This window comes from Mesobacillus jeotgali, assembly GCF_031759225.1.
Lineage (GTDB): Bacteria > Bacillota > Bacilli > Bacillales > Cytobacillaceae > Mesobacillus > Mesobacillus jeotgali_B.
Genome location: NZ_CP134494.1, coordinates 4345544 through 4360028 on the forward strand (window position 1 = coordinate 4345544; position 14485 = coordinate 4360028).

Genomic DNA, 14485 nt, shown 5'->3' on the forward strand with positions numbered 1-14485 from the left:
CCACTTCCTTTTTCACAAAGACAGACGAAAGGCTTTTTTGACTTACCATGAATAAAAACCAGCTAATAGGAGTCAAGAACTTCTTATTAAAATATTTGTTCTTCCGTGTTATACTTTTGGAGGCACGCCAAATAACCCTCCAAATACTGTTTGGAAGGTTTTTCATTAACTGTTTTATCTTGTTCATTAAGCCATATCTAGGAACTGCTCATTCCTTTTTAGGATTGCATAAATCCAGTGTAAAAGCTTGTTTACACAAGCTATCAGTGCTACTTTTGAAGGCTTTCCTTCATTTCGTTTCCGATCATAATACTCTTTTAGCTTCTTGTTCCTGGAGCTTCTTATACCGCATAAAACGGCCATATACAAAGCGTGCCGTAAACGGCTTGAACCTCGTTTAGTAATATGATTTATAGTAGCTGTAAACTTACCTGATGAATGGACACTTGGATCAATTCCAGCGTAAGCCACAAGTTTTTTAGGGTGATTAAACCGGTCAATTTCTCCGATTTCGGAAATGATCGTTGCCGCGATCTTTCCTCCTATACCGGGAATTGATTGGATTATCTTACATTCTTCAATTTCTTCTGCCAGGACATCTATCTCTGCCTCTATATTGGATAGGTGTTCTTGGTACTGAAGAAGCATAGAGATATACATATCCAAACTGAACAACTGACTTTGATACACACCTTGTTGGAAAGGATTTCGCTCAGCCGAAGCTATTAATTTAGCTACCCTCTCCCTGGCCCAACCTTCAGACCGTTTTATACGCATTCCCACAATTCGCTCCAGTATCTTTACTTCACCAGTCCTCAGAACATCTTCAGATGTAGGAAACTCCTTTAAAATCTGTAGAGAAACTTTTGAAAATAGATCTCCAAAGACTCCCCTATATTCCGGAAATACCTGGTCAAGAATTGTGTGGAATTGAAGTTTTGCCTGAATGTAAAGGTTCGAAACGGCTTCGTATTGCCTTGACAGTGTTCTTAAATTTAGTAGCCTTAGTCCTCGTTTCTTATAAGGCTCAAATTCTTCCTTGTAATACAAAACACAAAGTTGATATGCATCCACGGCATCCGTCTTTACCTTTCTAAGACTGGTTTTCTTGGCCTGATGAGAAATGATGGGGTTTACCAAGATATATAGATATTGACTCTCCTCCAGACATTGAATAATTGGTGTATGGTAATGACCTGTAGATTCAAGAATTACTGCTGGTCTAACGCCAGTCTTTCTTTCTATCTCTTTCAAAAAAGAGATGAAGGTATCTAAATCCTCCTTGATATGTTTTATCCTGAAGCTCTTTCCAAATGGCTTGTCTTTATCTAGAAATACCTGAGCTTCACTTTCTCCTTTGGCCACATCCAGGCCAACTACTGGATTCAATGATTATCTCTCCCTTTGTTTACTCGCCAGTAACCCCAATACCTTCCTGTAGTTCCATAGCTTCGCTTGTTATACGAGATCAAAATTGTCCCAACCAGCCTCAAACATCATTCTACAAGTAGGGGGCGAACAGTTTATATTACGAGATCTAACTCCCACGCACCCGTACGTTCTACCCTGGCTACTGAAATAATAGGTCCTATAAAAAAAAGAGCCAACCAGTAAATACTGGTTAACTCTATAATACGAAGCACCCTTTATTTTCTATTACTTCATTGATGCTATCTTGCAATGTTGTTATATATGGATTTCCTACAGCGGTATTTTCCGATAATATTACTCATACTATTCTTTCCGATTTTTGGATATTATTCTATTATTTATTCCGTGATAATCCAAAAATAGCAATATGCAATGAAAATCTGTCTTGTGAAGACACGCATAGTTCAAATTTGTCGAAATGTTTCTTTAAAATGTTTTCATGGCTATTCTGATATTAATTATACTTTCTAAGTTTAAAGTGATAGTTTGGCAGGATTGTGTGCATTAGTGATTTCAATTAAGCTGAAAAAGGTAGGGACAAGGGTTGCAGTTAAATCGGTTACAAAGTTCATACCTTTTGTCTGGAATCAGCTTCGGGGCTATGAAATATCTTGGTAACTCACATATCGATGAATGCTATGAGGTTTGCAAACGAGTAATCAAGAAACAACAATCCGAATCCGCATAATTTATAATGGTAGAAAGAAGCCCCTTGAAGAAAAAATATAAGGATAGAAAGAGAAAAAATTAAGGAATTTAACGCAAACAGGAGGACATACTCAATTGACTTGGGTAATATCCTCCTGTTTTTATTATCAGTCTGTCATGAATTTATATCGTAAAATAGCAGCAAGACCTGCTCCGTGCTTGAACTCCCCTTCAACAATCAGTTTCTTTAACTCCTCCATTGAAATGGTGTGCAGCTCAATTTGCTCGCTGTTTTCAGGGTTTTGCTCTGTCTTCGTCAAACCAGCGGCGGCAAAGAGGGAGATTTCCTCTGTCGTCGATCCTGGAGAAGGATAGAAGCTCCCTAAATCGAGCCAATGCTCAGCAACATAGCCTGTTTCTTCCTCAAGCTCTTTTTTGGCTGTCTCAAGCGGAGAACTTCCCTCAGGGTCAATCGTTCCTGCTGGCAATTCCCATTCCCAGCTTTTCATCGCATGGCGGTATTGCTTTATACAGACTACCTTATGATCCTCGGTAATTGGAAGGACACAAACCCCCTTAGCAAAGTCCAAATAAGAAAAGTTCTTCTCCTCCTTATTCGGCAGAACTACCTTATCAATGGTAATCTTGAACCTGTCCACTTTATTAATGCTTGATTCCTTAATATCCCACTCCATTTTCTTCACCTTTTCTTTCTACTGTTAGTGAAATCATATTCTATAGTAGTATATACTATCTTTTTCCACTAAAGAAAAGCAGTGTACTCCATTAGAATGCGATAATATCCTTCTGCCTTATAAGAGTACAAGCAACAACGCAGTTACAGTTTTCCCGGCTAAAAATTTCAATTAACTTCCAATTTCCGAGACGCAAGAACCGTCTCCTGTCTCCATCCCCATGTCTCAAAAAAAAGGCTAATAATCCAGTAGATTATTAGCCTTTCTGTAATAGTTATTTTTTATTTCCTTTACCGTTGTTCCCTATTTTTACAGTTTCTGATGATGTATTTCCTGCATTATCAACTGCAACAATAGTAACTTCTTGACCCTTTGTAACTGGCTCAGCAAGAACGTGCTCTGTTTCACCGTTTACATATGGTTCTTCTGTAACAAGTTCTCCATCAACCTTCACATACCAGTATGCAACACCACTCGTTTTATCTGTAGCATCAACTGATACTGTTTTAGCATCTTTACCTAGTTTTGTTTTTACTTTAGGTGCTGTTACATCTAGTTTCACTGGGAAAGTAAAGCTTTGAGCTACAGCGCCTTCGAAGTCAAGAGTTGCTTCTACTTGCAAGAAATATTGACCTTCTGGAGCAATCTTGCCGTTATGCATTGTACCATCCCATGTCCAGTCAGAATAGAGGTAGTACATAGCTCCTCTGCCGCCATCATAATAGTTCTTCCGTACAAATTCTTCAGAAGCAATTTCTTTAACTACTTTTCCGTCTACATTCAATACATTTAACTTAAATTCCTTGGCATTACGAAGGAGAGATAAAATGTAAGTTGCACTATCATTCTTATCATCATTATTCGGCGAGATAGCAATAAGTTCTGGGTTATAACTTTCAGTTGCAAGGTCATAACCTAAGAAATCATACTCCCCTCCACCAATATGAGTTCCTACACCTGTCATTCCATAGAAAGACGCAGAATCCCACATAGGAGCATCTAAAATTGGAGCAGCATCCCAATCGCCTTTAAATCCAACGTAAGGTACTACTAAATCTGGATTTGTATCAGTTGGATCTGTTAACTTAACAAAACCTTCTAACCAGTATCCGTTTGTGAAATAAGATTTTAATTCTTCATCCAAACTACTAACATCAACAGTAACTTCAAATGTTGCTGTGCCATTTGCAGGTACTTCGATTGTGCTGACAGGGGCACCATTAACTGTTGCCACCTCTCCTAAATCCAATGCTCCAAACATATTTGGGGCAGATACAAACACACCGCCTCCGTTAACAGGAGCATCCGTTTGTGCACTTGCACTAACATCATAACTTACCGCTTCATCAGAGTGGTTTTCAGCTGTTAATGAGAAGGTGACAATATTGTCATTAACTTCTTTTAGTGCAACTTTTGCTTCACCTGTAGTAGAGTCCGTCACTGTAACAGGTGTTGACAATGCTGCATGAAGCTGCATTAAACCTGCACCTTGACGACGCGGAGAAACTGGTGCACCATCAAAATCTACTGGCTTAGCAGTATTTAATAAGAATTTCTTAGCAAGCTTAGATCTTGCAGCACCATCAAATCCGAATTCTTCATCAACACGTTGTAACACTAGTGCTGAACCACCGGAAACATGTGGAGCTGCCATTGATGTACCACTCTTCACTCCATATTCATTATTATCATGAGTAGAGTAGATTTGTCCTCCAGGAGCAGTAAGTTCAGGTTTGAAATCAAGGTTTGGTGTAATTCCCCATGAACTGAATTCACTCATTTTACCTGATTCTCCGTTTGGAATAGTCATTTTTTCGCCGCCAAAGCTAACTGTAACCTTTTGACCTGCTTCAAGTGCAGCAGCAAAGCGATCTCCATCGCTTTTTAGCATGAACAATTGCGGAATTTTTATAGCAGCATCAGTTGCCATACTAATAGTTCCATCTGCATTGTTGTAAATAATAACCCCTGCAGCTCCAGCTTTCTGGGCATTTAAAGCTTTATCAACAAACCCGATTACACCACGCTGAATTAATGCAAACTTACCTGTAAGGTCTTTACCTTCAAAATTTTCAGGATATCCTAACCCAGCATGAACCAATTCAAAGCTTGTTCCCACAGTGGGTGCAGTTTGACCAGCAGATAAAAACATCACTTTATTTGCTGCACCACCATCAATTGAAACACCAGCAGCATCTACATCCATAAAAGTGTTTTCATATGACGCTACAGAAATAGAATCATAAGAAACACCTGGAGCACCAACTACTCCGTAATCAGGGTTTGTTGAGTATGGATAGTAATAACCGTTACCATAGTAAGCGGAGTTACCTGCTGAGATAGACATTACTACTCCGTTATCAACAGCACGTTTAATCGCTTGTTGCTCTGGAGACTCAGCGTCTACGAAACCAGCAGTAGAACCAAGACTCATGTTAAGTACATCAGCACCTAACTTAAGTGAATCATCAATGGCTTTAATATAAATATCACCATATGTCGTTGCTACATTATTACCAAATACACGTAAAGCTAATAATTGTGCTTCTGGTGCAACACCTTTAATACCGCCATTTTCTTCGTCACCGTTTGCAGCAACTGTTCCACCTACATGCATTCCATGCATATTCGTGTCAGCATTGCTGTCAAGGATAATATCATTACCATCCATATAGTTCCAAGCATATGGAACTTTTTCATTAATGTATTGACCTGGTAATTCATGCTCATCAATTACACTATTAACAAGTTCTTCGGATAATTTCGCTTTTGAACCATCTGTTAAAAGGAAATCTTTATGAGCTGGGTCAAGACCAGAATCGATGATACCAACGACCATTCCTTCACCATTGTATCCGAAGTCTCTCCAAGCTTGTTGAGCTTCTACTAGTTCTTTACTGTACTTCATTTCTGCTTCTTCAGTCGGCAGTTCATACTCAGTAGCAAGATATACTTGCTTTACTTCTGCTACCTCTTTGATTTTTTCAATTTCACCGTATTTAACTTTCGCGCTAAAACCGTTAACAATTGCATTAAATTCCTGGAGGTATTCTATATCCAATTTTTTACCTTTAATCTTATCTTTTGCCGCTTTTTGTTTATTCTTAGCAGCATTTTCTAATTGCTTACGCTCCCCTTTAGAAAGGTTATCGTACTTTACACCTTTTTTAGTCGCTATTTCAACAGGCGCATCACCATCTATTTCAATGATTACACGTACTTCTTTATTCGGGTCAACATCTTGTAGGTCGGTAGCTAGTATGTTAGTTTTTTGAAGGTCTGGTTTTTGTGCATCTAATTGCAGTGGAGTGAATCCACCTGTAAATGCAAAACCGCTGTTTGCAAAAACGAGTAGAACTACTAGTAGAATGGTTGAAATCCTTTTAAACATGTTTTTCCTCCCCAAATGATTTTTTAGAAAAAAAGATAAGTAGAATATAGTCCTCCTTTCACATAATAGAGACTGAAATATAATAAAATCCAGTCTATTATCACTATACTAAACTACTAGCGGGTCTACTAGTCTTAATTTTCAGTAATTTTAATACCTGCCGATTTTTGTCGTTTTCGAGGAAAGATATTGTGGTTTTTATATAAAGATTCATGTCGAAATTTCTAAACTTTGTCTTTACGAACAGATTTTGAGGGAGAAAATAATTAGAAATGAGTAGTAATTTGTCGAGAAATTTCTTTAATGACAAAAGAAGAGACGCAGGGACGGTTCTTGTGCTCACTTTCCACCACTTTGACACCAAAAAACGAGCAGGAGAACCGTCCCCGTGCATTCTTAGGGTAGCAGTTAAATCGGTTACAGTTCATAGCTTTTGTCGGACAAGCCGTAATCCGCATAATTTATATTGATAGAAAGATACCCCATGTAGAAGTAAAAGTATAGAGAGAGAAAGAATCAAATGTAAGTTAACGCAAACAGGAGGACATACTCAATTAATCTGGGTAATATCCTCCTGTTTTTATTATCAGTCTGTCATGAATTTATATCGTAAAATAGCAGCAAGTCCTGCTCCGTGTTTGAACTCACCTTCAACAATCAGCTTCTTTAACTCCTCCATTGAAATGGTGTACAGTTCAATTTGCTCGCTGCTTTCAAGCTTTTGCTCTGTCTTTGTCAAACCAGCGGCGGCAAAAAGAGAGATTTCCTCTGTCGTCGATCCTGGAGAAGGATAGAAGCTCCCTAGATCGAGCCAATGCTCAGCAATATAGCCTGTTTCTTCCTCAAGCTCTTTTTTTGCTGTTTCAAGCGGGGAACTACTCTCAGGGTCAATCGTTCCTGCAGGCAATTCCCATCCCCAGCTTTTCATCGCATGGCGATATTGTTTTATACAGACCACCTTATGATCTTCGGTAATAGGAAGGACACAAACCCCCTTAGCGAAATCCAAATAGGAAAAGCTCTTCTCCTCCTTATTGGGGAGAACAACCTGATCAATGGTAATCTGAAACCTGTCCACTTTAATAATGCTTGATTCCTTAATATCCCATTCCATTTTCTTCACCTCTTTTTTCAGCTATTAGAGAAAATAATATTCTATTATAATATACACTAGGATTTTTCACTAAAGAAAAGCTGTATGACCACCATTAACGTAGTGAAAAACTTGAGGATAGACGCGGAAAAATCGGTAATACATACCGAACAAGAAAGGAAATGAACGAACGAAGAAAGTGAAGCACTAGAGGGAACACCCAAAGAACCTATTAATACACAAAGTAAATATATACAGCAAAATACAGAACAAATCGGTGTGGCTGAGAACACTAATGTTGGTGGCCGATATGAAGTCATTGCACCCTTTTAATCTTTATAGGTTTCACCTTTATTATGAACCGTAAATAGACAAGCTTAGGGGGAAATATTATGAAGTTCAGAGAGTTATTGGATATATATTTCAAAAAAGAAAACTCATGAAGAAGTAGAGTGTTCTGGTATGTAAAAATTAAAAAACTCATTAATCCTCCCAATAATCAAAAAACATTGGACATTCCTGTAATAACTGTGACTTCATTTAATAAATAAAGTAATGTTAAATCGGCAGGTACTTTTTATCAATCTTCAAGTCCCCGTTTCTTACTAATACACCAATCTCCATTTATAATTGCAGGCTTGTCAGCTAGGAACTCTATTCCTGACAAAATTTCAAAAGGTAAAGTCCTTCATAATGCGAGTGAAACAAAATGTACCTTTGCTTCTTCAGTGATAATTGGCAATGATTTATTTTTTTCGATTTACTATACTTCCGTTCTAGTCCATGCATAGCACATAAAGCGTGTATCAGAAGACAACCATTTTTGCGCATACGATAAATCGTACAATTCCTTGTGCTCATAAAAAAGCTTCTTAGCATATGGAAGTTTTAAATCCCGGACTGCTTCATTTAGCAAATTCAGCAAACGTTTTTCTTTTTCACTCAATTGAATAAAATCAGCATCTTCCTTTTCTTTAGCAATTACTTTAACCAACTCTTTCGCTTGTGCACCGAGTAACTTGTAGTTTAAAGGCTCTGTAATTCGATTCCATTCCTTTAAAATCATACTCCTTGCATAACTATATTGCTGTTTTTCCATAAAATTATTCAAGTTAAATACAATACTCTCAATTTTCACAATTAGCCCCATCCAAAAGTTCAATATATTTTTATTTAATATATTAAACAGGACTTATGAACTAGTCAATATTATTTAAATATTCAAAATCATATTTGATAACTTTTAAAGAGAACATACATGTTTAAAAACGTTCACGATGGAGAATTTCACCAATGTACTTCAGGATATCAGGACGAATGTTCTCGTTCTGCAAGGCAAACTCAATGGTCGTTTTTACAAAACCCAGCTTTTCACCAATATCATGCCTTTTTCCTTCGAATTCATAAGCAAACACTCTTTGTATCGAATTCAACTTTTGAATCGCATCGGTAAGTTGAATCTCTCCTCCGGCCCCTGTTTCCATGTGGTCAAGGAACATGAAGATTTCAGGAGTCAGGATATATCTTCCCATGATTGCAAGGTTTGATGGGGCTTTACCAAGGTCCGGCTTCTCGACAAGATTCTCTACAAGATAGCGGCGTCCCTCCTGAATGGACGGTTCAATGATTCCGTATCGATGTGTCTCTTCAGGGGAGACCTTCTGGACGCCGATCACAGAAGAACGGGTTTTTTCATATTGATCAAGCAGCTGCTTCAAACACGGCGTTTCACTCTGGACGATATCATCGCCAAGTAGGACGGCAAATGGCTCATCTCCGATAAAAGTGCGTGCACACCAAACAGCATGCCCCAATCCTTTCGGTTCCTTCTGTCGGATATAATGAATATCTGCCAGATTGGTGGAATAGCGCACCTTATCAAGTAAATCCAGCTTCCCCTTATTTTCGAGGTTCCTTTCAAGCTCCGGAGAATAATCAAAGTGATCCTCTATTGCCCGCTTCCCTTTCCCGGTGACAATGAGAATATCCTCTATTCCGGAGGCAATCGCTTCCTCGACTATATACTGTATGGTCGGTTTATCGACAATCGGCAGCATTTCCTTTGGCATGGCCTTCGTTGCCGGAAGGAAGCGGGTCCCCAGGCCTGCTGCCGGGATGATTGCTTTGCGTACTTTTTTCAAGTTGACTCCCCCTTTTCCTTATCTTCTATATGCTTAATATACTGTATTCGCCGACACAATATGACGGACGAGGGTGAACATAAAAAAACTGACAGCCTTCTTAATTAAGGCTGCCAGTTTTATTCCGAGCAAGTTTTTAAGTCTATGATTAAATCTTCCATCAGCTTCTGGATCGTCATTTCTTCGTTGTTCTTTGCTTTTTCATACGTCTTCCTGATGACATCAAAAACAAGTTCCTGATTCAGTTCTGTTGAGTTCTCTTGAGATGATCTCACTACACGATCCTCCTGTTTTCTTTCTACAATGACAATATTCTATTAGAATCAAATATATTTGTAAATAGATTTCCAGATAAACCTTTAACAAATTTCGTACATTTTGCTATAAATTGTCATAAATTTATATATAATGCTATTTTTATATGCTAAAATATATATAAAAATTATAAGAATTGGAGTGTTGACGAAAGTTGAAGAAACAAGCCGCATCTCTCATAACCGCCGCTGTTCTGACTTCTGCCTTCTCGAGTGTCGCTTCTGCAGATACATATATTGTGAAAAAAGGGGATACATTATCCCGCATTGCCATTACATATAAAACAACTGTTGTTGATTTGAAAAAGGCAAATAATTTATCTTCTGATTTAATTTATGTGAACCAGACTATAACTGTTCCAGATTCCAAGGTGGTGTCTAAGCCTGATGTTGCTTCTTCAGTGCAGGCAGCAAAAACAGAAACAGCTTCTGTTTATGTCGTCGTGAGCGGGGATACACTCAGCAAGATCGCTTCCTTGCATAAAATTTCACTAAGCAATCTTATGAAGTGGAATAACCTGAGCAGCCATTTGATTTACCCTGGCCAGAAGCTGAAGGTATCGAACGAATCAGCTTCAACAACTCCGGCACCGGCAACAACACAGCCGGCCCCAGTATCCAGCCCGAAAGCACCTGCAGCGCCAGCTAAGCAGGCACAATCAACATACATAATCAAACCAGGTGATACACTTAGCGGAATCAGCAAGCAAGTTGGCATGTCCGTGAAGGATCTTAAAACACTGAACAACCTGAAGTCGGACCTGATCCATGCCGGACAGAAATTGCTGGTTAACAAGGAAGCTGCCGTTTCCGCTCCTGCAGAACCTGCAAAGAATCCGGCACCTGCTAACCCTGTGCAAAATGATAAAGTTGATGTCCTGACAATTGCCCAGGACCTTCTCGGTACTCCATACGTCTGGGCCGGCAGCACACCTGAAGGTTTCGACTGCAGCGGATTCATCTACTATGCCTTCAACAAAGCCGGCAAGAAGATGGGACGTTATTCATCGGAAGGCTATTATAACCGTGCCTACTATGTGAATGATCCGCAGCCTGGCGATCTGGTATTCTTCGAAAATACTTATAAAGCAGGTATTTCCCACATGGGTATCTACCTGGGCAACAATGAATTCATCCACGCAGGTGATAATGGCGTCGAGATTTCCAACCTGGACAACCCATATTACAAAAAGCACTTTGAAGGCTTCAAACGGTTTTATTAAGTTCTTTTTAAAGACAGGCACCTTGACAGGTGCCTGTTTTGTTATACCTCATTATATTAATTGCGAAACCTTGATTTGGCCGGTTCCGAGCAACACCATCACTACCGTTATAAAAATAACCATTCCTATAAAGAAACGCTTTGAAACACCCGTCATTTTCTTTCCTCCCTATTACGGTCTACACATTCTTAGTCGAGGGAAATGAGACATTGGTTTCAGCGAATTTGTCGATTTATTGGGACATACCACTCTTCTCCAGGTAGTTTTTCTTCATAACCGGATACGCCTTGAGCCTAATCCACAGGACAAAGAGGATAAAGGGGATGGTGAACAGCAGGCCGAGAAGAACGATAGGTCCGTATATGAAAGTTCCTCCGATGATGACCATAGAGTATAAGATGGGAATGATGTATACGATAAGGAATAAAATATTTAAGTACAAAAGGGACATGTATTTTCCTTTATGTAAAACAATTGATGTCTGTTTAGCGAGCAAGTGAAGTTCTTTTATTTCACGAACCGCCACTTTGATAATATTAAGCAATCATTTAGCCTCCCTCTTTTTATTAGTCTCTAAACGAAAAAAATCTCTCTGCTACTTTCTCCCCGTATAGGGAAAGTGGTCTGCTTTCCGCTTCTTGTTGCTGCGTGGGTTCCGACGGGAAATAACAAACGCTTTAAATTTGAACTTCCCGTAAATCAGCAGGATGAATTCTGGCAATGCAATGGCTATTGAATACTGCAATATGATGCAGAGGAAAAGAATGAAGAACATCCCAATACTTCCCTCCATGTTCGATACGGCTCGGGATAGAGAGCCTGCAATCATCACTATTCCAAATATCCCGGCACCGGTCAGGACATTTTTCGTTTCTTTAATATTGTAGAGGCCTTCGCCTTCTTTTCTTAGCTGCCCTTGCTTAACCCTTTTGAAAGCCCGGATTGTCATCAGGAACAATAAAAGAATTCCACCTGCCATTAAGAAAAAACCAGTATTAAATATATACTGAGGTGCATCTTCCAAATCAGCGACCGTAAAAAAAAACAAGTAATAATCAATCGAAAATTTAAACGCCACGAGGGTCACAAAAATTAACTGTAATTTTTGCAGCATATAAGCAACAGGAGTGATGGAAAATAAAATCGTCAATAGCAACTGGGCACCAAAAATAACTGTCGCGACTTTCACTGAGGTTTGAAGTAAAGAGCTCGCCAAATAAAGACCATTGATTACTCCGAATAAGGAAACAATCAAAGCTACTCCTCCAAATACAATCGCCCCCCATAAAAAACCGGGAACACTGTCAGGTCTCAAACGACCGTAGCCAGCCATTTTAATTTTATAAAAATCATCTTCTTTGACTGCCATTGCAATCTCCTAAAAATCGGGAAAGCCCTTTTACACATAGGGGGGGTCCCTTAATTTTATTTAAAGAATCCAACCATAACTTGTTTGAACAGGTTGCGTCTTCCTTCTTCTTTGAATGTCTTTTTGGCTAGTGTGGAAGGTTTTAGTTTGCTGAAGAATGGGCTGTCTACATCCTGGACATTTTCCGGTTTGCGTACGACAAGTTCTCCAGGTTTAGCACCTTTCTTCACTTCGGTCTTTCCGCCAATCTCTATGCCCTTGGTGATTTTACGTTTTTCAACCTTCCCCACCTCATTCAGCACATAGATGTAACTGTTTTTCTTCCCCTTTTCCACCGACCTACCAGGAACAACAGCGGCATTGACTACCTGGTTGGTGACGACGGAGACATCGACATGGGTTCCATGGACGAACTCTTGCTCCTCCTCTTCCAGCTCAAGCTCGATCTCGAACGGAAATTGGCTTTCTTTTTTTACAGATGGATCGATTTCAGGGTGCTTCGCGATTTTCGTAAGAGTACCGCCGACCGTACCCTTGAACAGGTCGGATTTCACATAGACTTCCATGCCTTCCTGGACATCTTTTAGGTCTCTTTCTGAAAAAGTCCCCTCTACTTTCGGAGTGTCCGAGATAATCGTTACAATTGGGTTGTTTAATTCATAATTGATTTTTTTCACAGAACCTGTCACTTCACTGCTGATTTCAAGCTGGTCGCTTCCATCATAGGAATCGATCATATCATCATATTTTTCGATTTCAGCCTCCGCCCTGCTTTTCTCGAGTTCTTTGTCATAAATTTCTTTCTCAATCGATACGTTCATCAAGTCGTTTGACGAACTCGCTGTCGTACCTCCTGCTACAGGCAAGCTATTGTCAGTGGTCGAGGCCGAAACGGTCTGCAGATAGAGAAGCTGCTGGATCTGCTCATCAAGCAATGTCACTTCTGTTTCCAGCTGGTCTTTCTCTGCCTCAAGCCTGGCCAATTCCCGATCGATGTTATCGGATGAATATTCAAAAAGCGGAGTTCCGACATCCACCTCGTCACCTTCTTTTACAAGAAAGCTCTTGAACTCGCTGGATTTGAGGTCATAATAGATATGGTGCTCTTCCTGTGGAGTGACGACACCTGCTGCATGCAAGGTCTCGGTCATCGTCTCCTTCCCTACCTTTGCCCAGCTATTGATGTAGGAGGAGCGTGAGGCTTTGCTGTCATCCTTGAGGGCTAAGTAAAGGTTCCCGGATACAAATAGAATGCCTGCAGACATTAGGATGGCTGTCTTTTTCTTCATGTAATGCCCCTCCCTCAAAGAATTTTATCCATCTGGATGAATGAAAAAAGTGCTGCGAAAAGCCAGATGATTAAGTGAATCGTGAGAATCAGCAGCAAGATGATTTTCGGATTCTTGTCTGTTAGTACTTTTAAATACTTATATTCTATGAAAATAGCCCAGATTTTGAAGATTGATATGTAAGCAAGAAAATGGATAACGAAATCATTTCCTGTTATGTGTTGAGCGATTACCCCGAAAGAGAACGGTGATGATATTTTGGTCAGGCCGAGATAAACGGCCATCGGGACAAACAAGAATTTTTCAAGAAACAAAATCGGCATGACGAATAACTGGATGGTCAGTAATCTTTTGAACTCCAGGTCAGTCACCGTCCAGAAGAACAGCGCCGGCAGGAACAGCATGATGGCGCCAAATACCAGTCCCTGAAGGATTTGCCCTGCAAGGAACAGGGATTTGTTCATTTCATACTCTGCTCTAGGGATCGAGGTGAGTTTTTTCGATAGGTACTCAGAATCCACGCCTAAATAGGCGCTAAAACCAAAAATTAGCCCGCTCAACAGGATGAACAGGATTGTTTTTTTCCAGACTCCAGGAAATCTTTCAGCACCTCTTAGCTTATATGTATAGTGGTTATGGTTGAAAAGTCCGCGGAATACTTCTATTCTGTTCTCCATCTCTAGTCCCCCAGATCGTTATGGCTTGTCTATCTCTATTTTATAGGAAGCATTTCTATAATTGAAATATTAACCAATGCCTCTGTAAAAGTTGGACGATAAGTCCCAGGAATTTGTTTCAACAGATTCCCCTCTCCTCGAATGACCCTTTTTTGGGTATAATAGAAGAATATGTTTTTTTCTTATTCTGATTTTAACAAAGCTTGTCATACAT

At 39.6% G+C, this 14485-nt stretch carries 12 protein-coding genes; 1 reads left to right on the forward strand and 11 read right to left on the reverse strand.

All coding sequences use genetic code 11. From position 1 onward, the window contains the following. Window positions 1-186 precede the first annotated feature (186 nt). The 7 genes from RH061_RS21710 to RH061_RS21740 form a co-directional block, all read right to left on the reverse strand. Entirely contained in the window at window positions 187-1389 is a 1203-nt protein-coding gene (locus RH061_RS21710; RefSeq protein WP_311072837.1) for an IS110 family RNA-guided transposase, read from the reverse strand. 857 nt (window positions 1390-2246) lie between these two features. Continuing rightward, the gene (locus RH061_RS21715) at window positions 2247-2774 is read right to left on the reverse strand and encodes an NUDIX hydrolase (RefSeq protein WP_311072838.1); all 528 of its coding nucleotides are present in this window, start codon (window positions 2772-2774) and stop codon (window positions 2247-2249) included. A 274-nt stretch (window positions 2775-3048) separates the two neighbouring features. Beyond that, window positions 3049-6165: a S8 family serine peptidase gene (locus tag RH061_RS21720; protein WP_311072839.1), complete on the reverse strand. Its 3117-nt coding sequence runs from the start codon at window positions 6163-6165 to the stop codon at window positions 3049-3051. 586 nt (window positions 6166-6751) lie between these two features. Further along, window positions 6752-7279: an NUDIX hydrolase gene (locus RH061_RS21725; RefSeq protein ID WP_311072840.1), complete on the reverse strand. Its 528-nt coding sequence runs from the start codon at window positions 7277-7279 to the stop codon at window positions 6752-6754. A gap of 742 nt (window positions 7280-8021) precedes the next feature. Further along, on the reverse strand, window positions 8022-8396 hold the full coding sequence (locus tag RH061_RS21730) for a hypothetical protein (protein ID WP_311072841.1): 375 nt from the start codon (window positions 8394-8396) through the stop codon (window positions 8022-8024). Between the two features lie 124 nt (window positions 8397-8520). Then, window positions 8521-9399: a UTP--glucose-1-phosphate uridylyltransferase GalU gene (gene galU / locus RH061_RS21735; RefSeq protein WP_311072842.1), complete on the reverse strand. Its 879-nt coding sequence runs from the start codon at window positions 9397-9399 to the stop codon at window positions 8521-8523. Between the two features lie 119 nt (window positions 9400-9518). Continuing rightward, entirely contained in the window at window positions 9519-9674 is a 156-nt protein-coding gene (locus RH061_RS21740; RefSeq protein ID WP_311072843.1) for a YwzD family small protein, read from the reverse strand. A gap of 194 nt (window positions 9675-9868) precedes the next feature. Here RH061_RS21740 and RH061_RS21745 point away from each other — a divergent pair, with 194 nt between their 5' ends. Further along, window positions 9869-10936 carry a C40 family peptidase gene (locus tag RH061_RS21745; protein ID WP_311072844.1) on the forward strand — a complete coding sequence of 356 codons (1068 nt, stop codon included), beginning with the start codon at window positions 9869-9871 and terminating at the stop codon, window positions 10934-10936. Between the two features lie 232 nt (window positions 10937-11168). Here RH061_RS21745 and RH061_RS21750 read toward each other — a convergent pair whose 3' ends face one another. From RH061_RS21750 to RH061_RS21765, 4 genes are read right to left on the reverse strand one after another with little or no spacing between them, the layout of a single operon-like run. Continuing rightward, window positions 11169-11480, reverse strand: a complete 312-nt coding sequence (locus RH061_RS21750) for a hypothetical protein (protein ID WP_311072845.1) — start codon at window positions 11478-11480, stop codon at window positions 11169-11171. Window positions 11481-11531: 51 nt separating this feature from the next. Continuing rightward, window positions 11532-12305, reverse strand: coding sequence for a hypothetical protein (locus RH061_RS21755; protein WP_311072846.1), 774 nt, complete (start codon window positions 12303-12305; stop codon window positions 11532-11534). Window positions 12306-12361: 56 nt separating this feature from the next. After that, the gene (locus tag RH061_RS21760; protein ID WP_311072847.1) at window positions 12362-13594 is read right to left on the reverse strand and encodes an efflux RND transporter periplasmic adaptor subunit; all 1233 of its coding nucleotides are present in this window, start codon (window positions 13592-13594) and stop codon (window positions 12362-12364) included. Window positions 13595-13608: 14 nt separating this feature from the next. Beyond that, window positions 13609-14271: a hypothetical protein gene (locus RH061_RS21765; RefSeq protein WP_311072848.1), complete on the reverse strand. Its 663-nt coding sequence runs from the start codon at window positions 14269-14271 to the stop codon at window positions 13609-13611. Window positions 14272-14485 lie beyond the last annotated feature (214 nt).